The 24,970-nt window shown below is 72.4% G+C and carries 22 protein-coding genes and 1 pseudogene; 14 read left to right on the top strand and 9 right to left on the bottom strand.

Annotation, left to right across the window (positions count from 1 at the left end; translation table 11 throughout):
• Positions 1-9: 9 nt before the first annotated feature.
• A complete protein-coding gene (locus ACZ56U_RS27535) occupies positions 10-180 on the bottom strand; it encodes a hypothetical protein (RefSeq protein ID WP_469086649.1) in 171 nt (56 codons plus the stop codon).
• Here ACZ56U_RS27535 and ACZ56U_RS27530 point away from each other — a divergent pair.
• Both ACZ56U_RS27530 and ACZ56U_RS27525 read left to right on the top strand, forming a co-directional pair.
• On the top strand, positions 179-1,072 hold the full coding sequence (locus tag ACZ56U_RS27530) for an amidohydrolase family protein (protein WP_469086648.1): 894 nt from the start codon (positions 179-181) through the stop codon (positions 1,070-1,072). The genes ACZ56U_RS27535 and ACZ56U_RS27530 overlap by 2 nt on opposite strands.
• A 96-nt stretch (positions 1,073-1,168) precedes the next feature.
• The gene (locus ACZ56U_RS27525) at positions 1,169-2,518 is read left to right on the top strand and encodes an MFS transporter (RefSeq protein ID WP_469086647.1); all 1,350 of its coding nucleotides are present in this window, start codon (positions 1,169-1,171) and stop codon (positions 2,516-2,518) included.
• A gap of 55 nt (positions 2,519-2,573) precedes the next feature.
• Here the strand turns inward: ACZ56U_RS27525 and ACZ56U_RS27520 are convergent, their stop codons facing one another.
• A complete protein-coding gene (locus ACZ56U_RS27520) occupies positions 2,574-3,425 on the bottom strand; it encodes an isocitrate lyase/PEP mutase family protein (protein WP_469086646.1) in 852 nt (283 codons plus the stop codon).
• A gap of 101 nt (positions 3,426-3,526) precedes the next feature.
• On the opposite strand from ACZ56U_RS27520, the gene ACZ56U_RS27515 reads away from it, so the two are divergent.
• Positions 3,527-5,095 carry an FAD-dependent monooxygenase gene (locus tag ACZ56U_RS27515; protein WP_469086645.1) on the top strand — a complete coding sequence of 523 codons (1,569 nt, stop codon included), beginning with the start codon at positions 3,527-3,529 and terminating at the stop codon, positions 5,093-5,095.
• A 282-nt stretch (positions 5,096-5,377) separates the two neighbouring features.
• A complete protein-coding gene (locus ACZ56U_RS27510) occupies positions 5,378-6,292 on the top strand; it encodes a glycoside hydrolase family 16 protein (RefSeq protein ID WP_469086644.1) in 915 nt (304 codons plus the stop codon).
• Positions 6,293-6,394: 102 nt separating this feature from the next.
• On the opposite strand, the gene ACZ56U_RS27505 is transcribed toward ACZ56U_RS27510, so the two are convergent.
• Positions 6,395-7,279 carry an NAD(P)-dependent oxidoreductase gene (locus tag ACZ56U_RS27505; protein WP_469086643.1) on the bottom strand — a complete coding sequence of 295 codons (885 nt, stop codon included), beginning with the start codon at positions 7,277-7,279 and terminating at the stop codon, positions 6,395-6,397.
• A gap of 175 nt (positions 7,280-7,454) precedes the next feature.
• Between ACZ56U_RS27505 and ACZ56U_RS27500 the strand changes: the two are divergent.
• A pseudogene (locus tag ACZ56U_RS27500) lies at positions 7,455-7,673 on the top strand (LacI family DNA-binding transcriptional regulator); the annotation flags it as partial.
• A 347-nt stretch (positions 7,674-8,020) separates the two neighbouring features.
• Positions 8,021-8,887, top strand: coding sequence for a S1 family peptidase (locus ACZ56U_RS27495; RefSeq protein ID WP_469086742.1), 867 nt, complete (start codon positions 8,021-8,023; stop codon positions 8,885-8,887).
• A gap of 21 nt (positions 8,888-8,908) precedes the next feature.
• Here ACZ56U_RS27495 and ACZ56U_RS27490 read toward each other — a convergent pair whose 3' ends face one another.
• Positions 8,909-9,331, bottom strand: a complete 423-nt coding sequence (locus ACZ56U_RS27490; protein ID WP_391236497.1) for a secondary thiamine-phosphate synthase enzyme YjbQ — start codon at positions 9,329-9,331, stop codon at positions 8,909-8,911.
• Between the two features lie 122 nt (positions 9,332-9,453).
• Here ACZ56U_RS27490 and ACZ56U_RS27485 point away from each other — a divergent pair, with 122 nt between their 5' ends.
• From ACZ56U_RS27485 to ACZ56U_RS27465, 5 genes are all read left to right on the top strand, one after another.
• Positions 9,454-9,537 (top strand): putative leader peptide, encoded by an 84-nt coding sequence (locus ACZ56U_RS27485; protein ID WP_313884353.1) that lies wholly within the window; start codon positions 9,454-9,456, stop codon positions 9,535-9,537.
• A gap of 109 nt (positions 9,538-9,646) precedes the next feature.
• A complete protein-coding gene (locus tag ACZ56U_RS27480) occupies positions 9,647-10,525 on the top strand; it encodes an ABC transporter permease (protein ID WP_469086642.1) in 879 nt (292 codons plus the stop codon).
• On the top strand, positions 10,498-11,268 hold the full coding sequence (locus ACZ56U_RS27475) for an ABC transporter ATP-binding protein (protein WP_469086641.1): 771 nt from the start codon (positions 10,498-10,500) through the stop codon (positions 11,266-11,268). The genes ACZ56U_RS27480 and ACZ56U_RS27475 overlap by 28 nt, the downstream gene beginning before the upstream one ends.
• Before the next feature lie 42 nt (positions 11,269-11,310).
• Positions 11,311-12,330, top strand: coding sequence for an ABC transporter substrate-binding protein (locus tag ACZ56U_RS27470; RefSeq protein ID WP_469086640.1), 1,020 nt, complete (start codon positions 11,311-11,313; stop codon positions 12,328-12,330).
• 37 nt (positions 12,331-12,367) lie between these two features.
• Complete coding sequence (locus ACZ56U_RS27465; protein WP_469086639.1) at positions 12,368-13,435, top strand: NAD(P)-binding domain-containing protein; 1,068 nt, start codon at positions 12,368-12,370, stop codon at positions 13,433-13,435.
• 11 nt (positions 13,436-13,446) lie between these two features.
• Here ACZ56U_RS27465 and mltG read toward each other — a convergent pair whose 3' ends face one another.
• Positions 13,447-14,340, bottom strand: coding sequence for an endolytic transglycosylase MltG (mltG, locus tag ACZ56U_RS27460; RefSeq protein WP_469086638.1), 894 nt, complete (start codon positions 14,338-14,340; stop codon positions 13,447-13,449).
• Between the two features lie 43 nt (positions 14,341-14,383).
• Positions 14,384-16,186 (bottom strand): ABC transporter ATP-binding protein, encoded by a 1,803-nt coding sequence (locus tag ACZ56U_RS27455; protein ID WP_469086637.1) that lies wholly within the window; start codon positions 16,184-16,186, stop codon positions 14,384-14,386.
• A gap of 172 nt (positions 16,187-16,358) precedes the next feature.
• Between ACZ56U_RS27455 and ACZ56U_RS27450 the strand changes: the two genes are divergently transcribed.
• Positions 16,359-16,844, top strand: a complete 486-nt coding sequence (locus tag ACZ56U_RS27450; RefSeq protein ID WP_469086636.1) for a MarR family winged helix-turn-helix transcriptional regulator — start codon at positions 16,359-16,361, stop codon at positions 16,842-16,844.
• A 95-nt stretch (positions 16,845-16,939) separates the two neighbouring features.
• Here the strand turns inward: ACZ56U_RS27450 and ACZ56U_RS27445 are convergent, their stop codons facing one another.
• The 3 genes from ACZ56U_RS27445 to ACZ56U_RS27435 all read right to left on the bottom strand — a co-directional run bounded on the left by ACZ56U_RS27445 (position 16,940) and on the right by ACZ56U_RS27435 (position 21,045).
• Positions 16,940-18,349 (bottom strand): cation:dicarboxylate symporter family transporter, encoded by a 1,410-nt coding sequence (locus ACZ56U_RS27445; protein ID WP_469086635.1) that lies wholly within the window; start codon positions 18,347-18,349, stop codon positions 16,940-16,942.
• Positions 18,350-18,522: 173 nt separating this feature from the next.
• Entirely contained in the window at positions 18,523-20,202 is a 1,680-nt protein-coding gene (locus ACZ56U_RS27440; protein ID WP_469086634.1) for a peptide-N4-asparagine amidase, read from the bottom strand.
• 57 nt (positions 20,203-20,259) lie between these two features.
• Positions 20,260-21,045: a L,D-transpeptidase family protein gene (locus tag ACZ56U_RS27435; protein WP_469086633.1), complete on the bottom strand. Its 786-nt coding sequence runs from the start codon at positions 21,043-21,045 to the stop codon at positions 20,260-20,262.
• Between the two features lie 134 nt (positions 21,046-21,179).
• Here ACZ56U_RS27435 and ACZ56U_RS27430 point away from each other — a divergent pair, with 134 nt between their 5' ends.
• Together ACZ56U_RS27430 and ACZ56U_RS27425 are read left to right on the top strand one after the other, a co-directional pair.
• A complete protein-coding gene (locus ACZ56U_RS27430) occupies positions 21,180-22,967 on the top strand; it encodes an ABC transporter ATP-binding protein (RefSeq protein WP_469086632.1) in 1,788 nt (595 codons plus the stop codon).
• Complete coding sequence (locus ACZ56U_RS27425) at positions 22,964-24,745, top strand: ABC transporter ATP-binding protein (RefSeq protein ID WP_469086631.1); 1,782 nt, start codon at positions 22,964-22,966, stop codon at positions 24,743-24,745. The genes ACZ56U_RS27430 and ACZ56U_RS27425 overlap by 4 nt, the downstream gene beginning before the upstream one ends.
• Positions 24,746-24,970: the final 225 nt, after the last annotated feature.

The raw sequence follows: 24,970 nt of genomic DNA, 5'->3' as shown, positions 1-24,970 counted from the left end.
GGCCGCGGTCTACAACTGCCGTATGCTGCCGCCGAGTTCCGGGCGGACCTTCTTCAGCAGCGCCTTTGGGGCACTGACCACCCAGCGGGTGCCGACCAGGTAGGTGCCGCCGTAGACGGAGGCGGCGTCCAGCCAGGTCCGGTGGCTGTTCACCCTGGTGAGGCCAGACGATGTGGTCATGACCCACGTCGACGTGCACCAGCATCTGTGGACCCCGTCGCTGCTGGCGGCCCTCCGGGCGCGCCGCGAGCCGCCGTTCCTGGACGGCTGGACCCTGCACCTGGCCGGTGAGCCGCCCTACGACGTCCCGCCGGCCGCCCATGACGTGGCCCGGCGCGCGGAACTCGCCGTCGCCGACGGTCTGGGGCGGGCGCTCGTGTCGATGTCGGCGCCCATCGGGGTGGAGTGGCTGCCCTCCGCCGAGGCCCGCCCGCTGCTGGACGCCTACCACGAGGACGCGGCCGCGCTTCCCGAGCCGTTCGGGGCCTGGGCCGCCGCGGGTGTCGGGGACGTCGACGCGAAGGCGACGGCACGCGCCCTCGACGCGGGCTTCGCCGGTCTGCAACTGCCCGCCAACGCCCTTGCGGACGCGGCCGGTTACGCGCGCTGCGCCCCACTGCTCGACCTGCTGGCGGAACGCGACCTGCCGCTCTTCGTCCATCCCGGTCCCGCACCCGGCGGCTCCGGGGGCCCCGGCTGGTGGCCCGCGATGGTGCCCTACGTCCAGCAGATGCACGCCGCCTGGTTCGCCTTCCGCGCCTTCGGCCGGCCCCGCCATCCGCGGCTGCGGGTGTGCTTCGCGCTGCTCGCTGGGCTGGCACCGCTACACGGGGAGCGGTTCACGGCCCGCGGCGGCGGTTCGGCGCCGGTGGACCCGGACGTGTTCGTCGAGACCTCCTCCTACGGCCCGCGCTCCGTGGAAGCCGTGGTCGGCGCCCTCGGCGTGGACGCCGTCGTCCAGGGCTCGGACCGGCCGTACGCGGAGCCGCCGCAGCACCCCGGGTTCGGCCTGGGCGGGGCGGCGGCGTACGCCTTCCGGATCGCCAACCCGCGGCGGCTGCTCGGCGGGTAGGCGCGCGCCAAGCTGTCAATGTTGTGCACTTTCTTGACGGCAGTCATCACAGAGCCTAGTTTCGCGGTGTCCTTCCTCCGCTCAAGGGAGACCGCGATGCCCCCGTCCCCCGTCGCAGCACCCTCGGCCACCGAACGAGCCCGGCAGCTGCGTCTGGTCGCCGCCTCCGGACTGCTCGGCACCGCCGTGGAGTTCTACGACTTCCTCGTCTACGGCACCGTCGCCGCGCTGGTCTTCGGCGACCTGTTCTTCCCCGGCGCCGACCCGGTCGTCGGCACGGTCGCCGCGTTCGGCACCTTCGCCGCCGGGTATGTCGCCCGACCGCTCGGCGGCGTCCTCTTCGGCCACTTCGGCGACCGGCTCGGCCGCAAGTCGATGCTGCTGCTCACCATGGGCCTGATGGGCGGCGCGAGCTTCCTCATCGGCCTGCTGCCCACGTACGACACGATCGGGGTGTGGGCGCCGGTCCTGCTGATCGCCCTGCGGGTCGTGCAGGGCCTCGCCATCGGCGGTGAGTGGGGCGGCGCGACCCTGATGGTCGTGGAGCACGCCGGCGAGCGGCGGCGCGGCCTGTGGTCCAGCTTCACGCAGATGGGAGCCCCGCTCGGCTCCCTGCTGTCCACCGCCGTCGTCGCCTACGTCGTCACCCTCCCCAAGGACGACTTCGCGGCCTGGGGCTGGCGCCTGCCGTTCCTGCTGAGCGTCGTCCTGCTCGGCGTCGGTCTCCTCGTCCGGCTGAAGGTCGTCGAGAGCCCGCTGTTCGCCGAGGTGAAGAAGGACCGCGCCGAGTCCCGGCTGCCCGTCCTCGACGTCCTGCGCCATCCGCGCCCGGTCCTGCTGGCCTGCGGTGTCGGCATCGGCGCCTTCACCGCGCAGTCGCTGCTGACCAGCTACATGATCGCGTACGCCACCGGCATCGGGTACGCCCGGCCCCAGGTGCTCGACGCCCTCACGGTCTCCGCGTGCGTCGCGCTCGTCGTGCTGCCCTGCGCCTCCGCGCTGTCGGACCGGGTCGGCCGCCGCCCGGTCGTCCTCACCGGTGCCGTCGCCTCGGCCGCGCTCGCCTTCCCGGTGCTGGCCCTGGTCGACTCCGGGCGCCCCGGGCTGCTGATCCTCGCCGTCGTCCTCGGCCACGGCATCGCCCAGTCCACGATGTACGGCCCGCTGGGCGCGCTGCTCACCGAGATGTTCGGCACCAAGGTCCGCTACACCGGCGCCTCCCTCGGCTACCAGGGGGCCACGCTCATCGGCGCCGGCTTCTCCCCCATGATCGCCACCAGCCTGGTGGCCGGCAGCGGCGACAGCACCCCCGTCGCCCTGCTGCTGTGCGGCGGTGCCGCGATCACGGCCCTGACCGTGTGCTTCGTGCGCGAGACGCACCGCACGGCCCTCGGCGAGCCGGCCGGACGTCCCGCCGTGCCCCGCACGGAGGACGTCACCGCGTGACGGGCGCGCCCGGACGGCCCGGGAACTGTCCGGGCCGTCCGCCGGGCGGTGGGCGTCAGCCCCGCCGGAACAGGTCGTTCAGGCCCGCCTGGGCGAGCTGCCCCTCGGCGTAGGAGAAGGTGCCCTGCTCCGCCAACTCCCTTGCCGCGTCCAGCAGCTGACGGTACATCGCGCGGGCGAGGCTGCCGCCGACGGTGACCCGGCGGACGCCGAGCGCGCGCAGGTCGTCCAGGGCCGGCGCACTGCCGGTCAGGCCCATGACGACGTTCAGCGGGCCGTCGAGTTCCCGCACCAGGGTGCCGATCGTCCCGGCGTCGGCGGCGCCGGGCACGAACGCGCAGTCCGCGCCGGCCGCGAGATAGGCGTTGGCCCGCCGTACGCTCTCCTCGATCGAGCCGCCGACCAGCAGCGCGTCGGTCCGGCCGACCAGGACGAACGGCTCACCGGCGGCGTCCACGGCGGCCCGGGCGGCGCGGATGCGGTCCACCGCGAGCGCCTCGTCGTACAGGGGGCGGGCGCGGTCCCCGGTGAAGTCCTCGATGTTGCCCCCGGCGGCCCCGGCCGCGAGGGTCATCGCGACGGTGTCCGCCACGGTCTGCGGGGCCTGCCCGAACCCGTCCTCCAGGTCCGCGCTGAGCGGCACCCGGAGCTCGCCCGCCATCTCGCCGATCCGGCGGACCATGGTCTCCCGGTCGACGCGTGCGTCGGGGTCCTTCTCGTCGTGGAAGTCGTGGTCCGGGCGCCCCAGCGAGAACGCCACCCCCGCGCTCGTGGTGGCCACCGCGGGGAAGCCCACCGACTCCAGGACCCGGGCACTGCCCACGTCCCAGGCGTTGGGGAGCAGAAAACACCCCTCTCGGTGCAACTCGACGAAACGCTCTGCTCGTTCTCGGCTCTCGATGCTCACGCGAGCAAACGTACGGCGCGGCATCGTTCATGGTCCACCGCACTTCCGTGCGCCGCCCGTGCTTCCTTGGGGGAAGGTCGGGCGTTGCGGAGGATGACCCCATGACGCGTCGAGGCAACACCGAGGTGGACGTACTGATCGTCGGTGGCGGGCCGGTGGGCCTGACCGCGCGGGTGCTGCTGGAACGCTGGGGGGTGCGGACCCTGCTCGTCGACAAACGCCGCGAGCTGTCGCCCTTCCCCCGCTCCCGGCTGGTCAACACCCGCTCGATGGAGATCTTCCGCGGGCTCGGACTGGCGGACCGGATCACGGCCGGGGCGTTCGGGCCGGAGTTCGGTCGCATCCGCTTCCGCGACACCCTGTACGACCGCGACTTCGCCTCCGCGGCGATCGTCGGGGTCAACGCGCCCATCCCCGAGAGCCCGGTGCTCGGCGTGGTCACCTCCCAGGACCGGCTCGAACCCGTCCTGCTCGCCGCGGCCCGCTCCACCGCGCGGTTCGGGAGCGAGCTCGTCGGCCTCGCCGAGGAGCCGGACGCCGTCCTCGCCTCGCTGACCGACCGCGAGCAGGGGACGCGGTCCGAGGTCCGCGCCCGTTACGTCCTGGCCGCCGACGGCGCGAACTCCACGGTGCGACGACTGCTGGGCATCACCACCAGCGGCCCCGGGGCGATCGCGGAGGTCGCGACGGTCGTGTTCGACGCCGCCCTCGGGGACTGGTGCGCCGCACAGCCCGCCGGGTTCTACGTCACCGCGCACGGCGGGTTCCTGCCGCTGTACCCGGAAGGCGGCTGGGCCTGGACCGACCCCGTCGAGGACACCGGGTCCGGCGACTGGGCCGCCCTCGTCTCACGTGCTCTCGGACCCGCCGCCGACGTACGCCCCGAGGTGCTGCGGGCCCAGCGCTGGACGGTGCGGGCCTTCGTCGCCGACCGCTTCCGCCACGGCAGGGTCCTGCTGGCCGGCGACGCCGCGCACACCGTCCCGCCCGCCGGCGGCATGGGCATGAACACCGGGCTCGCCGACGCGCACAACCTGTGCTGGAAGCTGGCGGGCGTCCTGCGGGGCTGGGCGGGACCGGACCTGCTGGACACCTACGAGCCCGAACGGCAGCCCGTCGCCCATCGGACACTCCGTCAGGCGGTGGCCAACACGCAGCTCATGTTCCAGGCGCAGCGACGCCGCCACGAACAGCTGCAAGCGGGCGAGTCGGCCTCCGAGGTCGTCGAACTGCCGTGGTCGGACCGCTACTTCGCACAACTGGGCCTGGTGCTCGGTGTCGCCTACGACTCCGCCGCGGTCCTCACCGACAAGGGCTCCCGCTCCGACGAGTCCGGCCCGGGCACGGACTACACGCCCACCACGGACCCCGGCCACCGCATGCCGCACCTCTGGCTGACCCCCGAGCGCTCCACGCTGGACGCCGCGGGCGAGTGGTTCACGCTCCTCACCGCGGACCCCGCCCGCTGGGAGCCGCACACCGCCGGCCCCTGGCCGCTGCGCGTCGAGCCCTTACCGAAGGAGCACACCGAGGCCTGCGCGCTCGGCCTCCACGGAGCCCTGCTCGTCCGCCCGGACGGCCACATCGCCGCCCGTTGGCCCGGCGGCCCGCCCGGCGCGGCGGCGCTGCGTCAGGCCCTGGAGAGCGTCACGGGCAGGCCGCCGTCCTGAACGCCCCGGCCTCGCGCGCCGGCCCTGTCCGCGTTCGGCGCCGGGCGCGCCGCGGGAGTCGACGAGTGAAGCTCGGTCATGCACACAGGGCTCTGTGATCCACGCTCACCGCGTGGCGGGATCCAGGGTCGGACAGTCCGGCGGCAACGCGAGCGGAGGGCCACGGTCCGCTACCGGCGTGGTCGCGGGGATGGCGTCGGCGGCGGACCTGACGCGAGGATGCTCGCTCGCGCGGCTTCCCTTCGTACGACACCGGAACACCGAGGAGCGGAGGGGCTCCCGATGGGATCACACGCAGCACCGCACCGTCCTGGCCGGCAACGCGCCCTGCTGCTGTCCGTGGGGCTCGTCCTGCTGGCCGCCGTCCTCGGCGTCCCGCATGCCGACGGGGCGCCCGGCGGCGCGGCCGACGCCTGTCGCCACACCGGCACCGAACTGCCGCGGGGCGACTGCGGGCCGTTCTGGCAGGTGCTCGCGGAGGACTTCAACGGCGACCGGGTGCCGGTGGGTTCGTTCAGCGACTGCGACCACCACGCCGACACCTCCGCCGCGTACTGCGCGGGGCTGCGCGGCGCCTACCGCGACAACTGGTGGGCGTACCCGACCGGTTGGCGGGACACGGCCAACGACCGGGGGCGCGAGGTCGTGGGTGTCTACCACCCGGAGGACACCGTGAGCGTCGGGCCCGCCGAGAACGGCGACGGGCGCATGTTCATCCGCATGTGGCGGCCCGCCGACGGAGGTCCCGTGCACGCTGCGGCGGTGGTACCCCGTGCGGTCATGCAGATGAAGTACGGCAAGTACAGCGCCCGTATCAAGGTGACCAGGCTGGCCCCGGGCTACAAGTCGGCCTGGCTGCACTACGGCGGGGGCTGCGAGATGGACCACCCGGAGGGTGAGTGGACCGGCGACCTCACCGCCTTCCACCACCCGTGCGGCGGGGGCGAGCAGGGCTACTTCCCCGGCGGCGACGACTGGACCGAGTGGCACACCGTGTCGACCGAGTGGACGCCCGGGCACGTGCGGTTCTTCGTCGACGGCCGCCAGACCGGGCACGACACCCGAGAGGTCCCGAAGCAGACGCTGTCCTGGGTGCTGCAGAACGAGAGCGCCCTTCAGGGCCCGGGCGCCGCTCCGGGCAGCAGCGCCCAGCTGGACATCACCTGGGTCGCGGCGTACGCGTACGACTGGAAGTGACGCTCGGCGCCCTGCGCCCACGGGCCGGACGAGCACCCCTTCCGCGGGTGCACCCGGTGGGTTCCCCGGCCGGCATCGGGGGCTTGCACCGGCAGGGTCCCCTCAGGCCTTCTCGTCGAAGCTGGCGAAGTACGCGGCGGCCATGTCCTCGTCGCCGTGGCCCTGGGCTGCGGCCCGCTCCAGGCGTTCGGCGCTCGCGGCGGCGACATCGAGACGGACGCCGTTGCGCTCGCCGGCCTCGACGATGAGGCGGGCGTCCTTGGCGGCGGTCGTCACGGCGAACTGGGCGGGAGTGAGCTGGTCGTTCAGGATCAGCCCGGTCTTGGCCCGCAGATAGCCCATGTCCAGCGGTCCGCCAGCGATGGCGTCGAAGAAGTCCTGCGGGTCGACACCGAGCGCCTTCGCCAGGGCCAGGGTCTCGCCGGCGGCGCTGGTGGCCGCGAGGACCCAGCTGTTGGCGACGAGCTTGAGGCGGGTCGCCGAGGCGTCGGCGCCGTTCTCACCGGTCCACACCGTGCGGGCGCCGACCGCGTCGAGCACGGGCGTCACCTTGTGCCGTGCGGCCACCGGTCCGGCGGCGAGGACGAGAAGCTGTCCGGCCTCGGCGGGCTGGCGGGTGCCGAGCACGGGGGCGTCGTAGAAGACCAGTTCCCGCGCCTCGGCGAAGGCGGCCAGGTCGGCGACCGCCTCGATGCCCGCGGTGGTGGACTGCACCCACGCGGTGCCGGGGCGCAGCCCGGGGGCGGCCTGGCGCATGACGTCGAGGGCGGCGGGACCGTCGTACAGCATGGTCAGGACGGTGTCGGCGCCCTCGACGGCCTCGGCGGGGGTGCCGGTGACGGTGACGCCGTCGGCGGCGAGCGGTTCGGCCTTGGCGCGGCTGCGGTTCCAGGCGCGGACGGCGTGCCCGGCGCGGGCGAGGTTGCGGGCCATGGCGGCACCCATGATCCCGGTGCCGAGGACACTGACGGTGAGCTGGTCGGTCATGACGTCAACTTTCCCTACGAGGTGGGTGCTGGGGGGCACCCGGAGTACGGGTCGCTCAGCGTGAGCGTGCCATGCACCGGTTCACGGCCGTCGCTCCGGCCCAATGGGCGGACGCCCGTCGCCCGCCGAGCCGGTGGCCGATGCCGTCCGGAGTCTTGACCGCACTCCGAACAGTGTGGACGTGGCGCGTCTGGCCGGGGTCTCGCAGAAGACGGTCTCCCGGCTCTTCAACGAGGAGCCCCATGTCTCCGCCGAGGCCCGCACACGCGTCCTCGAAGCCGCGGAGCAGCTCGGGTACCGGCGCGACAACGCCGCCCGGGCACTGGCCTCGGGGCGGACCCGCTCGATCGGCGCGATCACCCTGCGGACCGCCCTGTACGGCCCCGCCTTCCTCGCTGAGGTGACGTGACCGGGCGTGGGGTGAGCGCCGGCCGGCTCACCCCACGCTCGCCGCGGGTCAGCGGAGCCGGGCGTCCGCGGGCGCGGTCGCTCCCCGCGCTGCCCTTCGGCCGAAGGCCGTCTACCCCCCGCCGCGCACGGCCGGGCACACTGAGGCGTCCCCACCACGGCACCGCCCGCTCGACACCCGGCACGACCGCGTTCGGCACCACCGCGCTCGACACCCCGGCACCATCGCGCCCGCGCTCGACACCCCCGCACCATCGCACCGAAGCACCGCGCGCCCGATGACGACGTGGGCGCGTCCCGAACCCCGGCCCACGACCTCGGGAGCCTTCCGTGATCAGAGCACGCCGTACCGACATCCGCCGTCCACGGCTGATCGCCGCCCTGCTGAGCCTGCTGACGGCGGCCGCTCTCGCCGCCCCCACGGCCGCGGCCACCCCCGTGACCGCCGCCCCGGTGTCCGAGGCGACCGCGGCCGTGGAGTCCCTGGGTGTCCCCGGGACGAGCTGGGCCGTCGACGAGCGCACCGGACGACTGCGGATCCTCGCCGACTCCACCGTCACGGACGCGAGACTGGCCGACCTCCGGCGAGCCGCCGGAGCCTCCGCGACCGTGCGACGGCTCGACGGCCACCTGCGCACCCTGCTGTCGGGCGGCGACGGCGTCTACACCGGCGGCCGGCGCTGCTCGGCCGGCGTCAACGTACGCAGCGGCTCCGCGTACTACTTCGTCACCGCCGGCCACTGCACCGAGGGCGCCTCCACCTGGTACGCCAACTCCGGTATGACCACGGTGATCGGGCCCACCACGGCCACCAGCTTCCCCTCGAACGACTTCGGCGTCGTCCAGTACGCCAACCCTTCCGTGCCCCGTCCCGGCACCATCGGAACCGTCGATGTCACCGGCACCGCGACCGCGTACGTCGGCCAGAGCGTCTGCCGCCGGGGAGCCACCACCGGCGTCCGCTGCGGCCGCGTCACCGCACTGAACGTCACCGTCAACTACGCGGGCGGCACCATCGTGTACGGGCTGATCCAGACCAACATCTGCGCCGAGCCGGGCGACAGCGGGGGCCCCCTCTACGCGGGCGACAAGGTCCTCGGCATCCTCTCCGGCGGCTCCGGCAACTGCACCTCGGGCGGCACCTCCTTCTACCAGCCGATCCAGGAAGCGCTCAACGCGTACGGCGTGGCGGTCTACTGACGGACCGTCACCGCACGTCTGTCAGCCGAGGAAGGACAGCCGGACCCGCCGGTCCGGGTTGTCGCGGTTGGTGTCCACCAGGCACACCGACTGCCACGTGCCCAGCTCCAGCCGACCCTCCACCACCGGCAGGGTCGCGTGGGGCGGGACGAACGCGGGCAGGACGTGGTCGCGGCCGTGTCCGGGGCTGCCGTGGCGGTGCTGCCAGCGGTCGTCGGCCGGCAGGAGGGTGTGCAGGGCGGCGAGGAGGTCGTTGTCGCTGCCGGCGCCCGTCTCGATGATCGCGATGCCCGCGGTGGCGTGCGGCACGAAGATGTTGAGGAGGCCGTCGCGGCCGGCGGCCGCCTCCCGCAGGAAGGCCTCGCAGTCGGCGGTGAGGTCGACGACCCGCTCCGCCGAGCCGGACGTGACGTTCAGAACCCGGGTGGTGAATGCATCTGACATGCGCCCATCCTCGCCCATACATACGGCGTCACGGAGGACCGGCCGCCCGGCGGGCGAGATGGCCGGTCCACTCCGCGAGACGCCGTTGACCATGGCCACGCCATCTGGCTAGGTTCGGCCGCATGTTGCGTTCAGCCCTGCTCACCACGCGCGGTCACATCGACCTGCTGCGGGTGGCCTCAGCCGCGTGTCGCCGCGGCCGCTGACGCCTCTCCTCTCTCTTCACCGGCACCACTCCGTACCCGTACGTCCCTCATGACGTGACGGTGCCGACGCACACCCTCCCCCAGGCCCGCTCTCCCCCGTGGAGCACTCATGAGCATCAGCCATGCCCCACCCGACTCCCTGGCGCCCGACATTTCGGGTATCTCCAAGTCGTCCGAGACGTCTCTCGCTCTCGAACCGATCCTCCCCGACTCCTCCCGCCGCACCCGCGTCCCCCGCTGGCTGCGCCGCACCACCGGCCCGGTGCTGCTGCTGGCACTGTGGCAACTCCTCAGCGCCACCGGGGTGTTGACCGCCGATGTGCTCGCCTCGCCAGGCCGTATCGCGCAGGTCGGCGGCGATCTGCTCACCGACGGCTCGCTGGGCTCCGCGATGGCCACCTCCCTCCAGCGCGTCGCCGCCGGTCTGCTGCTCGGCACCCTCGTCGGTACCGGACTCGCCCTGGTCTCGGGGCTGTTCAGAATCGGCGAGGATCTCGTCGACGCCCCCGTCCAGATGCTGCGGACCGTTCCGTTCGTCGGTCTCATCCCGCTGTTCATCATCTGGTTCGGCATCGGCGAGGCACCCAAGATCGCCATCATCACGCTCGGTGTGACCTTCCCGCTCTACCTCAACGTCTACGCCGGAATCCGGGGCGTGGACGCCCAGTTGATCGAGGCAGGCGAGTCCCTCGGACTGTCGCGGTGGGGGCTGGGGCGGCACGTCGTCCTGCCGGGGGCGCTGCCCGGCGCCCTGACCGGGCTGCGCTACTCGCTCGGCATCGCCTGGCTGGCGCTGGTCTTCGCCGAGCAGGTCAACGCGGACTCCGGGATCGGGTTCCTCATGGTGCAGGCGCGGGACTTCCTGCGCACCGACGTGATCGTGGTCTGCCTGATCGTCTACGCCTTCCTCGGCCTGCTGGCCGACTTCGTCGTCCGTTCCCTCGAAAGGCTGCTGCTGCAATGGCGACCGACGTTCACCGGCCGGTGACCTCCCGAGCGGCGGCGCCCACGGCGCCCCGCACCGCGCCCGCGGTCCGGGTCGAGGGGCTGACCCGCTCCTTCGACGGCCGCGCCGTCATCGACGACCTCCGACTCGACGTGCGGCAGGGCGAGTTCGTCGCCCTCCTCGGCCGCAGCGGCTGCGGCAAGTCCACCCTGCTGCGCATCCTCGCCGGCCTCGACCGGGACATCGAGGGCACCGTCCTGGTACCGCGCCGCAAGGCCGTCGCCTTCCAGGCACCCCGGCTGATGCCCTGGAAGAAGGTGTGGCGCAACGTCCTGCTCGGCCTGCCCGGCAAGCCCGCGCGCTCCGTCGCCGACCAGGCCCTAGAGGAGGTCGGGCTGAGCCACCGTTCGGACGCCTGGCCCAAGACCCTCTCCGGCGGTGAGGCCCAACGCGCGTCGCTGGCACGGGCGTTGGTACGCGAGCCCGATCTGCTGCTCCTGGACGAACCGTTCGGGGCACTCGACGCGCTCACCCGGATCAAGGCCCAGCGGCTGGTGGGCGAGTTGTGGCAGCGCCGTGGCTGCGCGGTCCTGCTCGTCACGCACGACGTGGAGGAAGCCGTCCTCCTCGCCGACCGGGTCCTCGTGATGGACGACGGGGTCATCGCCCACGAGCAGCGCATCGACCTGGCCCGCCCGCGCGACATCGGCGACCCGCGGTTCGCGGAGCTGCGGGCCGGCCTCCTGGAACGTCTCGGTGTCGACACGGCCGCCGAAGCCGCCTGACCCTCCCCACCCTCAAGCACCAGCACAGAAACGGACCGTCCCATGCGCCGACGCCTCGCCCCCGCCGCCCTGCTCCTCCCCCTCGCCCTCCTGCTCACCGCCTGCGGCGGCAACGCCTCGGCCGGCTCGGGGTCCGACACCGACGGGCAGGGGTCCCTCACGCTCGACGTGGGTGACCAGAAGGGCGGTTCGGAGGCCGTCCTGCGGGCGGCGGGCGAACTGAAGAACCTCGACTACAAGATCAAGTGGTCGACGTTCACCTCGGGTCCGCCTCTCCTGGAGGCCGTCAACGCCAAGGCGGTCGACATCGGCGGCGTCGGCAACACCCCACCGGTGTTCGCGGCCGGCGCCGGCTCGAAGATCAAGGTCGTGGCCGCCTTCCACGGCACGTCCAAGGGCGACGCCGTCCTCGTGCCGACCGACTCGAAGCTGACCGCGCCGGAGCAGCTCAAGGGCAAGTCGGTGGCGGTGGCGCAGGGTTCCTCCGCCAACTACCAGTTGGTCGCCTCCCTGAAGAAGGCGGGGCTCAGCCTGGGCGACGTCAAGGTCAAGTACCTTCAGCCGGCCGACGCGCTGGCCGCGTTCACCTCCGGCAAGGTCGACGCGTGGGCCGTCTGGGACCCGTACACCTCGCAGATCCTCCAGGCGAAGCAGGGCCGTGTGCTGACCACCGGCGAGGGTGTCACCAACGGTCTGACCTTCCAGGTGGCGGCGCCGGGCGCGCTGGCGGACAAGGAGAAGGCTGCCGCGATCAAGGACTATCTGGAGCGGCTGCGGCGCGCCACGGCGTGGGTGTACGACCATCAGAAGGAGTGGGCCGAGGTCTGGGCGAAGGACACGGGGCTGCCGTACGAGGTCGCGCTGGCCTCGGTGCGGCGGACGAACGCCACCCGGATCTCGGTCGCGGTCGACCAGCCGCTCATCGCCTCCGAGCAGGAGATCGCCGACACGTTCACCGCGCTGAAGCTCATCCCGCGCAAGGTCGACTTCGCCGACTTCGTGGACACCCGGTTCAACGGCGGCCTGCCGCCGTCGACGACCCCGGGGCGCGGCGAGGGCTGACGGGAAGATCCGCGACCCCGGCACCGTTGGTAGAAGGGTGAACAACACCGAGGTCGTCGTCATAGGCGCTGGTCAGGCTGGCCTTTCCAGCGCCTTTCACCTGCGCCGGACCGGTTTCGAGCCCGAGCGGGACTTCGTCGTGCTGGACCACTCCCCCGGCGCGGGCGGTGCCTGGCAGTTCCGGTGGCCGTCACTGACGTACGGCAAGGTCCACGGCATGCACGCCCTGCCGGGCATGGAGCTGACCGGCGCCGATCCCGCGCGGCCGTCCTCGGAGGTGATCTCCGAGTACTTCGCGACGTACGAGCGCACCTTCGACCTGCGGGTGCGGCGGCCGGTCGATGTGCGGGCGGTGCGGGAGGGCGCGGACGGGCGGCTGCTCGTCGAGACCTCGGCCGGGACCTGGGCGACCCGGGCGCTGATCAACGCCACCGGGACCTGGGACCGGCCCTTCTGGCCGCGCTATCCGGGCCAGGAGACGTTCCGGGGACGGCAGGTGCACACCGCCCGGTACCCGGGGCCCGAGACGTTCGCCGGGCAGCGCGTGATCGTGGTCGGCGGGGGCGCGTCGGGCACCCAGCATCTGCTGGAGATCGCCCCGTACGCCGCCTCGACGACCTGGGTGACCCGGCGGCCGCCCGTCTTCCGCGAGGGCGAGTTCACCGAGGAGGTGGGCCGGGCCGCGGTCGCGCTCGTCGAGGAGCGGGTACGGCAGGGGCTGCCCCCGAGGAGCGTGGTGTCGGTGACCGGGCTGCCGCTGAACGACGCGATCCGGCAGGGCCTCGCGGACGGGGTCCTCGACCGGCAGCCCATGTTCGACCGGATCACCCCGGACGGGGTGGAGTGGGCCGACGGGCGGCGGGTGGCCGCCGACGTCATCCTGTGGGCGACCGGCTTCCGCCCCTCCATCGACCATCTGGCACCGCTGCGGCTGCGCGAGCCGGGTGGCGGCATCCGGGTCGAGGGGACGCGCGCGGTCGCCGACCCGCGTGTCCATCTCGTCGGCTACGGCCCATCGGCCAGCACCATCGGCGCCAACCGGGCGGGCCGGGCGGCGGTGCGGGACATCAGACGGCTGCTCGCGGGGGCAACGGTCGCCGTCTGACGTCCCGCCGGTCACGGCCTCGGCTGCTGGGCCGACTGCGCGGACCGTGCGGGCCCGGAGGACTGCGGGGCCTGTGAACCGCCGCCCTTGTGCTGGGCATTGAACTCGGCCACGTTGCGCAGGTGCTCCTCGTAGTTCGCCGTGAAGCGGGTGTCGCCCGGCTTGACGGTGACGAAGTACAGCCAGTCACCCGGCGTCGGAGTGATCGCCGCGCGCACGGCGTCCTCGCCCGGGTTGGCGATCGGCGTGGGCGGCAGGCCCATGCGCTGGTACGAGTTGTAGGGGCTGTCGATCCGGGTGTCGGCCTCGGTGGTCTTCAACGTGGACCGGTTCAGCGCGTAGTTGATGGTGGAGTCCATCTGCAACGGCATGCCGCGTTCCAGGCGGTTGAAGATGACCCGGGCCACCTTGCCCATGTCGGCCTTGGTGGCGGCCTCGGACTGGACGATGCTGGCGATGGTGACGGCCTGGTAGACGTTCATCGCGTTGCGCTGGGCACCGGCGGCGATCGGCGCGCCGTTGAACTTCTGGTTCGCCGTGTTGACCATGAACGACAGCAGGGACTCCGGCGTGGACTTCTCGTCCAGCGGATACGTCGCCGGGAAGAGATAGCCCTCCGGGTTGCCCTCGGCGTCGTTCGGCAGTCTCAGGGTCGCCTTGGCGAGGGCCTTCTTCGTGGTGCCGACGGGCCGGGCGAGGGCCTTGTCGACGGCTGCGTAGACCTGGCTCGCGCGCCAGCCCTCGGGGATCACCAGCGAGGTGGGCTTGGCGTCCTCGTCGCTGTCCAGGCTCAGCAGCGGCACCGCCACGGCGGTGCCGGCCACGACGGCCCCGGTCGCGATGAGGACGAGACGGCCCCGGCGGGTCAGTCGAATCGAGCTCCGTGACGGAGTGTTCTGGTGCATGCGGGCACGGTAACCCCCCTATCGTTACAAACCCGGCATATCTTCAGCTTGTCGGTTCCAGTTGAGCATCCCGGCGTACGAGGGCCGCGTACCGTCCGCCCTTCTCCAGCAGTTCCTCGTGCGTGCCGCGCTCGGCCACGGACCCGGAGTCCAGGACCACGATCTGGTCGGCGCCGCGGACGGTGGACAGGCGGTGCGCGATGGTCAGCGTGGTGCGGTTGGCGGACAGGGCGTCGATGGCCCTTTGCACGGCCGCCTCGGTACGGGTGTCCAGGGCGCTGGTCGCCTCGTCGAGGATGAGGACGGGCGGGTCGCGCAGGATCGTACGGGCGATGGCCAGGCGCTGTTTCTCGCCGCCGGAGAAGCGGTGGCCGCGCTCGCCGACGACCGTGTCGTAGCCGTCGGGCAGGCCCGCGATGTGCTCATGGATCTGGGCCGCCCGCGCCGCCGCGTGCAGTTCCTCGTCGGTGGCGTCGGGCTTGGCGAAGCGCAGGTTGTCGGCGACCGAGGCGTGGAAGAGGTACGTCTCCTGGGAGACCACGCCGACCGCGCGGGCGAGCGTGTCGAAGTCGAGGTCACGGACGTCGACGCCGTCGAGGGTGACGCGGCCTGCGGTCACGTCGTACAGGCGCGGGACGAGATGGCCGAGCGTCGACTTTCCGGCGCCGGTCGGGCCGACGACCGCGAGGCTGCCGCCGGCGGGGACGGTGATGTCGATGCCGTCGAGGATCGGGGTGCCCTCGCCGTCGTAGCGGAACTCCACTCCCTCGAAGCGGACCTCGCCCTTGACGGCGTCGAGGTGGACCGGGTTCGCACGCTCGGTGATGTCTATCGGCAGGTCGAGGTACTCGAAGATGCGCTGGAACAGCGCGAGCGAGGCCTGGATCTGGACGCCGGTGCCGAGCAGGCTCACGGCCGGGCGGAACAGGCCCTGCTGGAGCGAGACGAAGGCGACGATCGTGCCGATCGAGACCTCCGGGCCGCCCGTCTGGAGGGCGAGACCCGCGGTCCAGTAGATGACGGCGGGCATGGCGGCCATGACGATCGTGATGACGGCCATCCGCCAGCGGCCGGCCATGTTTGACCGCACCTCGAGGTCGACCAGGCGTTCGGACTCGTCCGAGAAGGACCGGGTGAGCGAGTCGGAGCGGCCCATCGTGCGGCCCAGCAGGATGCCGCTGACCGAGAGCGACTCGGTGACCGTGGCGGCCATCGCGGCCATCTGCTTCTGGCGCTGCGTGGTGATCTTCTTGCGTTCGTTGCCGACACGGCGGCTGATCCACACGAACACCGGCAGCAGCAGGAGCGAGACGACGGTCAGGCGCCAGTCGAGGGCGATCATCGCGACGATGGTGGCGACGACGCTGGTGGCGTTGGAGACCAGCGAGGTGGCGGTGGAGGTGACGGTCGCCTGCATGCCGCCGATGTCGTTGGCGATGCGGGACTGGACCTCACCCGTGCGGGTCCGGGTGAAGAACGCCAGCGACATCCGCTGGAGGCGGTCGTAGACGGCGGTGCGCAGGTCGTGCATGACGCGCTGGCCGACGGTGGTGGAGATCAGGGTCTGCAGGACGCCGAAGACGCTGGTCAGTACGGCGCTGAGGACCATGCCGAGCGCCAGCAGGCTGAGCAGTCCGGTGCGGCCCTCGGGGATCGCGACGTCCAGCGTCTCCTTGAGCAGGAAGGGCGTGGCGACGGAGACGAGGGAGGCGGCGCCGACGAGGAGGCCGACGACGGCGAGGCGGCTGCGGTAGGGGTGGAAGAGTCTCAGGATGCGGCGCACCTGCCGGGGCTGCTCCGCGGAGTCGCCGGCCGGTGTCCAGGTGGGGTCGTTGTCGGGGTGCATGGGCTCCTTCGGAGGCTCATCGGGGCTGCGGGTGCGTGGGCATGGGGTGCGGGGGCGTGGGGTGCGGGGGCGTGGGGTGCCCGAGTCTCGGACCGCGGGTGTCCGGGCTTCGGGGACCCTAGCCCATTGTTACCTATGCTCACAATGCACATCATCCTGATATTGTTCCCGCATGACCACCCCCGATCCCGACGGCCCGCTCGCCGAGCAGCTGCTCCGGTTCACTCGCCGCGTGCACCGCATCCAGAAGCGGCACATCGAGCAGAGCGGACTGGGCGTCACACCCGCACAGTCGCGGCTGCTGCGGACGCTCGCGCACTACGGCTCGCCGCCGCGGATGGCGGACCTCGCCGAGCGGCTGGAAGTGGTGCCGCGCGCGGTGACCTCACTGGTCGACGGGCTCGAGGCGAGCGGCAAGGTGCGGCGGGTGCCGGACCCGACGAACCGCCGGGTGATCCGGATCGAGCTCACGGACGACGGGCACAAGGCACTGGGGGACCTGCGGGGCGCTCGACGCTCGGCCGCGGCGGAGATCCTGGCACCGCTGACGGAGGAACAGCGCGAGGTGCTCGGGGGGTTGCTGGACACCCTGGTGGACGGGGCGCCGGTGGGCGGGGTACCTGCGGACGCCGGGCCGACGGACGGGCGGCTCTGCTGAGCCTGGGGCGGGACGCCTCGCGGATGTCCGCGGCTGAACGGAGGAGGGGGCAGCGGTCACCCCGTGGGTGACCGCTGCCCGTTCCGCCGGGACCGTCAACTGGCCTCGGAGGCCGTCTCCTTGGTCTTCAGCGCGGGTACGGCGTCGACGGGTGCTGCCATCTCTCGGGGCTCGGGCTCGGGCTCCGGCTCGGACTCGGCGGCCTCGGCCTCGGAAGGTCCGCCGTCCAGCACCCTCCTCGCCCGGTCGAGGTCCAGCGCGCCCTCCCAGCGGGACACCGCGAAGACGGCGACGCAGTTGCCGAGCAGGTTGGTCACGACGCGCATCGAGTCCATGATGCGGTCCACCCCGAGCAGCAGGGCGACGGCGCCGGCCGGGATCGCGCCCAGCGAGGAGGCGGTCGCGGAGAGGGCGAGGAAGGCCGAACCGGGGATGCCGGCCATGCCCTTGCTGGTCAGCATCAGCACCAGGACCACGGTGATCTGCTGACCGAGGGTGAGATCGACACCGACGGCTTGGGCGATGAACAGCGTGCCGATGGACAGGTAGAGCGAGGCGCCGTCGAGGTTGAAGGAGTAGCCGGTCGGCAGCACCAGGCCCACGGCGTCGTCCCGGGCGCCCGCCCTGCGCAGCTTCTGCATGACACGCGGCATGACCGACTCGGTGGAGGCGGTGCCGAGGGCGAGCAGCATCTCCTCGCGGATGTAGCGCAGGAACTTCCAGAGACTGAGTCCGGTGACCGCCTTCAGGGCGACGGAGAGCAGGACGATGAACAGCGCCGCCGCCGCGTAGCACAGAACGATCAGCTTGGCGTAGGTCTCGATGACGCCGAGGCCGTACTGGCCGATGAGGACCGCCATCGCCCCGAACACCGCGATGGGGGCGAGGCGCATGATGAAGCCGACGACCGCGAAGATGATCTCCTGGGCCTGCTCGACGGCGGGCAGCACCTTCGGCACCTTGGTGTGGCCGAGGTGGAGCAGCGCGGCACCCACCAGGCAGGCCAGGATGAGGACTTGGAGCAGCTCGTTCTCGGCGAAGGCACCGATGAAACTGGTCGGGATCGCGTTGAGCGCGAACTCGGTCGTCGACGGCAGCGAGCCGCCGCCGGTCTTCGCGTCGACCGCTGACGCGTCCAGTGTCGACGGGTCGACGTGCATGCCTGAGCCGGGCTGGACGACGTTGGCGGCGAGCAGGCCGATGAGCAGGGCGAGGGTGCTGGCGACCTCGAACCAGATCAGCGCCTTGAGACCGATCCGGCCGAAGGCCTTGAGATCACCGGCCTTGGCGATCCCGACGACGACCACGCAGAACACGAGCGGCGAGATGATCGTCTTGATGAGCCGGGTGAAGCCGTCGCCGAGCGGCTGGAGGTCGGAGGCGAAGTCGGGCCACAGCTTTCCGACAACGATGCCGAGGACCAGGGCGACGGCGACCTGGGCGAAGAGTGAGGTACGCAGTATGCGTGCGACGCGTCGCGGCAGGGACAGGACGGACGGCGGCACGGGCACTCCTAGTGGGGGACGTCGGCACAAGAAGTACGGACGGGGGACTTCTGCCATACGGAAGTCGGCTTCCGTGGCGATCACTTTGGACGTGTCGTTGATCGCGCACGAGACCGCTGTGTTTCCCCGGCGTAAATCCGCGCCTGAGTGACGCGTCGCACACACGACTGATCTCAGCAGCCCTCGCGATCCTCCGTGAGCACCCCTTGGACGCTGGTCAGGGACCGGTCGTAGCAGCCGTCCGAGCCGTACAGCCGGTAGCGCTCACGCGTCGTGCCGACCGCGTGCCGCTGATCGCGCGGGACGTTCACGGTCCAGGTGGCGTCGCCGGCGTAGGTGTCGTCGAGCCGTGACCACGCCGTCCGATGACCGGCGCGCGTGGTCACGACGGCGGCTCGGTCACCGAGGGTCAGCGTGGTCCGCAGCCGGTCGTCACCGCCGAGGGTGGTGGTGCCGTCCATGGTGTACGTCCGCTCCGTGCGCGTCGTGCGGGCCGGGCCGCGTCCGTCGACGGTGACCGACTCGTGGTCCGTCCAGGTCGCGGCGAGGGCGTCGACGTTCTCGCCGTCGGTCCAGCGGTGCGCGGAGCTGTTGGTCAGGGACCGGCGAACGGTGGTGGCCACCCGGCCGTGCGAGGTGTCGACGTAACCGGCGACGGTGAGCCGGTGCGCACCCTCCGTGTCCAGGCGGTGCTCCGAACCGGGCGTGTACGTCGAGGAGTTGACGGGTTCGCCGGCCGAGTGGCGGGTCAACTCCCCGGTGACGTGCGCACTCTTGGCGTCCTGCCAGACGAGGACGTTCACAGGGGCGCTCCAGCCCGTCTGCCCCTCGGGGACGCCGACGACATCCACCTCGATCCGGTGCGGGCGGCCGTCGTTGAGGAGTCCGGCGAACGGCGTCAGGTCGTATTCGATCGGCTTGACGTCGAAGGCGCGCGGTCCGGGGATCACGTACCAGAGGAAGGGGTTGGACCAGCCGCCGGTCCACACGTGCGGGAACGGCGCGGCGATTCCGGCGAGTCGGCCGTCGACCTTGATCTGCACCTCGCGGTAGGGACCGCCCGCGGCCTTGCAGGAGTACGGCGCCTCCTCGGGCACCGTGAGGTACCAGTACTCCTCGCAGCCGCCGCCCGAGCCGGTGGCGTAGACCTCGGCGACGACGCGTTCGCTGTTGCGCGGGGTGGTCACGGTGCCGTCGGTGGGGGTGAGGACCCGGTCGGGCGTCGCCTGGGCGGCGGGCCGGCCCGCGTAGAACGTCAGCGTGACCTTGACATCGATGATGCCGGTGTACGTGTCGTCGACGACGTTCCCGATGAGCATCTCGACGTCCTGGCGGTCACGGAAGGTGTCGCTGTAACGCGTGACGTCCTTCTCGACCGACCACCGGATACCGTCGGGCGACGGCTGCGGGGTCGACGTACGGAAGACCTCGACGCCGCCGACGCGCAGATAGCCGAGGCGGTCGTACTGACGGCCCTTCACCTTGCCGTCCATCCGCAGGACCACCTTGCTCCAGCGGTCGCCGCAGCCGTCCGGCGGGGTGTAAGTGCCCCTGTACGGCGTGAAGTCACGGAACTGCGCCTGGGCGAGCGTGACGTGGCAGGACGTGCCGGAGGGTCTGGCCACGCGCGGGGCGGCCGTGAGGGGGTCGTGCCAGTCGGAGCCGAACTCGGCCGGGACGTCGAGGGGTTGGGCGGAGGCCTCGGGCGACCGGGCGGGCGAGTCTGCCGATGAAGCGGAGGCCGTGACCGACCGGGCGGGCAGGTCTGCCGACGAGGCGGGGGCCGCTCCGAGGAGGGTGCTCGTCAGGAGGGTCGCTCCGGCGAGCATGGACATGATGATCCGTCTCTTCATGGCCGGTGTTCTACGGCGAGTTGGGCACCCTCCGCAATGACGCCTCCCCCGCGAGGGCTAGCGTTCCAGGTCGGCCCTGTCCCCCATGACCACCACGGGATGCCGGTCCGGATCGAGCGTGCGGAGCAGGTACTCCATCGCCGTTCTGGACAGGCTGACGCAGGCGGACGTACCGCTGCCGTGGTCCATGTGCAGCCAGATGCTCCCGCCCCTGCCCGCGCCCTCGGGGCGGGTGGGGTCGTTCGGCGGGGTGCCCTTGACGCGGTTGTAGTCGATGGCGATGACGTAGTCGAAGTCGTGCCAGTGGGTCCGGGGCCACCAGCGCGGGGCCGCGAAGGCGGCTGACCGGGTGTAGGGGAGCTTGGCGCCGGGGTCGGCGAGGACGCCGCCCGCGTCGGTGAGGGTGAAGACGCCGACCGGGCTGCGCCTGTCACCCTCGTGATGGTCCGCGGTCCAGCCCCTCTTGCCGTTGTGCGCGGGCCAGCTCCGGACGCGGTCCCAGGTGGAACCCTGCTTCACATACAGGGCGACCGTGGAGTCGGGTGCGTCCTTGGCGTCGCCGTAGACCACGACGACCTGGCCGGAGTCGGCTGGGATGCGGCGTCGCAGGCGATCGCCGACGTCCGGGATACCGCGGGGTGAGGGGTCGTCGGCCTCCGGGGCCGGGTGGTGCGCGCTGTCGCCGGTGGCCGGGGTGGAGCGTCGCGCGGGGCCGTCGGCCTGCGGCCCGGCTCCGGTGGCCTTCGCCGCGGGGGCCGCCGCACGGCTCGGGGAGCCTCCGCAGGCGGACAGGGCCGCCAGGAGGATTCCGCAGATCACCGCATGCCGCACATCTCTCCGCACCCCGCCATGGTCGCATCCCCGGCCAGGAAAACCGGTTGCCTCCGACCACGCGATGAAGCGAACCTTTCACGGTTTGCTACCGCCGTCCGCGGTCCCTCCACCCCCTGACACCAGCCACTGGGACGTCATCCGTCATGCAGATTCAAGACCTTCCCCATCCCGACCCTGGTGTGCCGGACGCGCGCTCGGGTCCCAGATTCCTGTGGTGGCTCTTCCGGAACCAGCTGGGCGGGCAGCTGAAGTCCCTCTCCTGGGGACTGCTGCACTTCGTGTCCATCTCCGCCCTGCCGTTCTGTGTGGGTCTCGCCGTCCAGGCCGTCGTCGACCGCTCCGGAACCCGGCTCGCACAGGCGGGCGGGCTTCTGGCCCTGTGCTGCGCGGGCAGTGCCCTCGGCGACACCTTCCTGCACCGCACGGCCATCACCAACTGGATCACCGCCGCCGCCCGCGTCCAGCAGCTGCTGGCCCGCAAGACGGCGGCGCTGGGCTCGGCGCTGACCCGGCGGGTCTCGGCCGGTGAGGTCGTGGCCGTCTCCACGGGTGACATCGAGAAGATCGGCTGGTTCGTGGAGGCGGTCTCCCGGTTCACCGCCGCCGCGCTCACCATCGTGATCGTCGCCGTGGGCCTGCTGGTCTACCAACCGGCGCTCGGGGTCGTCGTCGCCGTGGGCCTGCCCGTGCTGGCGATCGCCGTACTGCCGTTGCTGCCCCGGGCCACCCGGCGCGCCGACTTCCAGCGCGAGAAGGCGGGCCGTGCCACCGAGCTGGCCTCGGACACCGTCGCCGGGCTGCGGGTGCTGCGCGGCATCGGCGGCGAGGAACTCTTCCTCGACCGCTACCGTCGCGCCTCCCAGGAAGTGCGGCACGCGGCCGTGCGCAGCGCCCGGATGTGGGCGTTGATCTCCGCGATCCAGGTGCTGCTGCCGGGCCTGCTGCTGATCGCGGTGGTGTGGCACGGCGTCAACCTGGCCCGCGAGGGCCGGATCACCGTCGGCCAGCTCGTCGCCACCTACAGCTCGGTCATGATCCTCACCTATCCGCTGCGGCACTTCGAGGAGATCGCCATGGCGTACTCCTTCTCGCGCCCCTCGGCCCGCCGGGCCGCGCGGGTGCTGTCGCTGGAGCGCGCCACCGACACCGAGGGGTCACTCGCCGGCGAGGTGCCGTCCGGCGACCTGTACGACCCCGCGACCGGACTGCTCGCCCCCTCCGGCCGGCTCACCGCCGTGGTGTGCGGCGACCCGGACGCGGCGGGGCGGCTGGCCGAGCGGCTGGGCGGCCACCCCGCCGAGCCGGGACCGTCCGTACTGCTGGGCGGGGTACCGCTGGACGACCTGCCACTCACCACCGCCCGGACCGCTGTCCTCGTCCAGGACAAGGACCCGGTCCTGCTCTCCGGCACGCTGCGCGAACTCCTCGACGTGCCCGCCTCGGGCGAGGTCGCCGCGGCGGACGCCCTGGAGGCCGCCCAGTGCGGGGACGTCCTGGCCGCGCTCGTCCAGGGCTCGCTCGGCGCCGAGGACCCGATGGACGCCCGGATCACCGAGCGCGGACGCTCCCTGTCGGGCGGCCAGCGCCAGCGGCTCGCGCTGGCCCGGTCGCTGAACACGGACCCGGAGGTGCTGGTCCTGGACGAGCCGACCTCAGCCGTCGACTCGCACACCGAGGCCCGCATCGCCGAAGGCCTACGGAACCTGCGCTCCGGCCGCACGACCGTGGTCCTCACCTCCTCGCCGCTGCTCCTGGACCGCGCGGACCGGGTGCTGCTGGTGCACGAGGACGAGGTCGTGGCGGTCGGCGTGCACCGCGAGCTGGTGCACACCGAACCCCGGTACCGCGCGGTCGTGACCCGCGAGACCGAAGAAGAAGCCGAAGAGGCAGCCCGGAAGGGCGTGCTGGAAGAGATAGAGGAGACGGCATGATCGGCGTGGCGCCACCGGCGTACGACCCGGCGGCCCCGACGACGGCGAACACCCTGCCCGTCGGGAGCGCCTCGACCGTACGCGCCTATGTGACGGAGCTGTTCCGACGGCACCGCCGCGCCTTCCTGATCCTCGTCGCCGTCAACACGGTGTCCGTGGTGGCGTCGATGGTGGGTCCGTGGCTGCTCGGCGGGGTCGTGGAACGCGTCTCGGAGCAGGCCCGTGACCTTCATCTGGAGCTGACCGCCGGGCTCTTCGTGCTCGCGCTCGCCGTGCAGGCCGTCTTCGTACGGCAGGTGCGGTTGCGCGGCGCGATGCTCGGCGAGCGGATGCTGGCCGATCTGCGCGAGGACTTCCTCGTGCGGTCGGTCGGCCTGCCGCCGGGCGTCCTGGAGCGCGCCGGCACGGGCGACCTGCTCTCCCGGATCACGACCGACATCGACCGGCTGGCCAACGCGATGCGCGAAGCCGTGCCCCAGCTGTCGATCGGTGTGGTGTGGGTGGTCCTGCTGCTGGGCGGGCTCGTGGTCACCGCTCCCCCGCTGGCCGGTGCCGTGCTGCTCGCGCTGCCCCTGCTGGTGATCGGGTGCCGCTGGTACTTCAAGCGCGCCCCGTCCGCCTACCGCTCGGAGGCCGCCGGCTACGCGGCCGTCGCCGCCGCACTCGCCGAGACCGTGGACGCCGGGCGCACCGTCGAGGCCCAGCGTCTGGGCGAGCGCCGCGTCGCGCTGTCGGAGCGCCGGATCAAGGAGTGGACCGCCTGGGAGAACTACACGCTCTGGCTGCGGTCGGTGCTCTTCCCGTTCATCAACGTCACCCACGTGATGATCCTCTCCTCGGTGCTGATGGTCGGCGGTGTGTTCGTCCTCCAGGGCTGGATCGACGTCGGTCAGCTCACCACCGGCGCGCTGATCGCTCAGATGCTCGTCGACCCGGTCGGACTGATCCTGCGCTGGTACGACGAGTTGCAGGTCGCCCAGGTGTCGCTGGCCCGCCTGGTCGGCGTCCGGGACGTCGAACCGGACACCGGGGACACCTCGGTGGCCCCCGACGGGCGCCAGGTGCACGCGGACCGGGTGCACTTCGGCTACCTGGAGGGCGTGGACGTGCTGCGCAAGGTGTCCCTGGACGTCGCCCCCGGCACCCGTCTCGCGCTGGTCGGCCCGTCCGGGGCGGGCAAGTCCACCCTGGGCCGGCTGCTCGCCGGGATCTACGCACCCCGGGACGGCCGGATCACGCTGGGCGGCGCCGAGCTCTCCCGGATGCCGGCCGAACAGGTCCGCTCCCACGTGGCCCTGGTCAACCAGGAGCACCACGTCTTCGTGGGCTCGCTCCGCGACAACCTGCTCCTCGCCCGGACCGACGCCGGCGACGCCGAGCTGTGGGCGGCGCTGGGCGCGGTCGACGCGGACGGCTGGGCCCGCGCGCTCGACGAGGGCCTGGACACCGAGGTCGGCTCGGGCGGGCTGGGCCTCACCCCGGCGCAGGCCCAGCAGATCGCGCTGGCCCGCCTGGTGCTGGCCGACCCGCACACGCTGGTCCTCGACGAGGCGACGTCCCTGCTCGACCCGCGCGCGGCCCGGCACCTGGAACGGTCCCTCGCCCGCGTCCTCGACGGCCGCACCGTCGTCGCCATCGCCCACCGTCTGCACACCGCCCACGACGCGGACGTCATCGCCGTCGTGGAGGACGGCCGCATCAGCGAGCTGGGCAGCCACGACGAGCTGGTGGCGGCGGACGGAGCGTACGCGGCGCTGTGGAGGTCCTGGCACGGGTGAGGCCACCTGTCGGGTCGGGAGCCGCCGGTACTTCGGTACGGCGGCTTCTGGCTGTTCGGCACGCCGCGGCCAGTGCGCCAGGCCGGTGGGGCGGCCCCCGGCGCCAACGGCCCCGACGGTCCCGGCGCCCCTCCGCCGACCAGGTACATCGCGGCTCCGGCCCGCCTCTCCGGGCCCGTCCGCGTTCCGTGCCGTTGCGCGGTGCCGAAGGGGGGTGGAAGTCTG

Source organism: Streptomyces sp. NPDC034103 (genome assembly GCF_055575395.1).
Note: the sequence above shows the minus strand (reverse complement) of the source record. Positions and strands in the feature narration are given on the sequence as shown.

Coding starts and splice junctions, on each gene's coding strand:
- ACZ56U_RS27530 (WP_469086648.1), top strand. CDS start 179: ATGACCCACGTCGACGTGCACCAGCATCTGTGGACCCCGTCGCTGCTG.
- ACZ56U_RS27535 (WP_469086649.1), bottom strand. CDS start 180: ATGACCACATCGTCTGGCCTCACCAGGGTGAACAGCCACCGGACCTGG.
- ACZ56U_RS27525 (WP_469086647.1), top strand. CDS start 1,169: ATGCCCCCGTCCCCCGTCGCAGCACCCTCGGCCACCGAACGAGCCCGG.
- ACZ56U_RS27515 (WP_469086645.1), top strand. CDS start 3,527: ATGACGCGTCGAGGCAACACCGAGGTGGACGTACTGATCGTCGGTGGC.
- ACZ56U_RS27510 (WP_469086644.1), top strand. CDS start 5,378: ATGGGATCACACGCAGCACCGCACCGTCCTGGCCGGCAACGCGCCCTG.
- ACZ56U_RS27505 (WP_469086643.1), bottom strand. CDS start 7,279: ATGACCGACCAGCTCACCGTCAGTGTCCTCGGCACCGGGATCATGGGT.
- ACZ56U_RS27490 (WP_391236497.1), bottom strand. CDS start 9,331: ATGTCAGATGCATTCACCACCCGGGTTCTGAACGTCACGTCCGGCTCG.
- ACZ56U_RS27485 (WP_313884353.1), top strand. CDS start 9,454: ATGTTGCGTTCAGCCCTGCTCACCACGCGCGGTCACATCGACCTGCTG.
- ACZ56U_RS27480 (WP_469086642.1), top strand. CDS start 9,647: ATGAGCATCAGCCATGCCCCACCCGACTCCCTGGCGCCCGACATTTCG.
- ACZ56U_RS27475 (WP_469086641.1), top strand. CDS start 10,498: ATGGCGACCGACGTTCACCGGCCGGTGACCTCCCGAGCGGCGGCGCCC.
- ACZ56U_RS27470 (WP_469086640.1), top strand. CDS start 11,311: ATGCGCCGACGCCTCGCCCCCGCCGCCCTGCTCCTCCCCCTCGCCCTC.
- mltG (WP_469086638.1), bottom strand. CDS start 14,340: ATGCACCAGAACACTCCGTCACGGAGCTCGATTCGACTGACCCGCCGG.
- ACZ56U_RS27455 (WP_469086637.1), bottom strand. CDS start 16,186: ATGCACCCCGACAACGACCCCACCTGGACACCGGCCGGCGACTCCGCG.
- ACZ56U_RS27450 (WP_469086636.1), top strand. CDS start 16,359: ATGACCACCCCCGATCCCGACGGCCCGCTCGCCGAGCAGCTGCTCCGG.
- ACZ56U_RS27440 (WP_469086634.1), bottom strand. CDS start 20,202: ATGAAGAGACGGATCATCATGTCCATGCTCGCCGGAGCGACCCTCCTG.
- ACZ56U_RS27430 (WP_469086632.1), top strand. CDS start 21,180: ATGCAGATTCAAGACCTTCCCCATCCCGACCCTGGTGTGCCGGACGCG.
- ACZ56U_RS27425 (WP_469086631.1), top strand. CDS start 22,964: ATGATCGGCGTGGCGCCACCGGCGTACGACCCGGCGGCCCCGACGACG.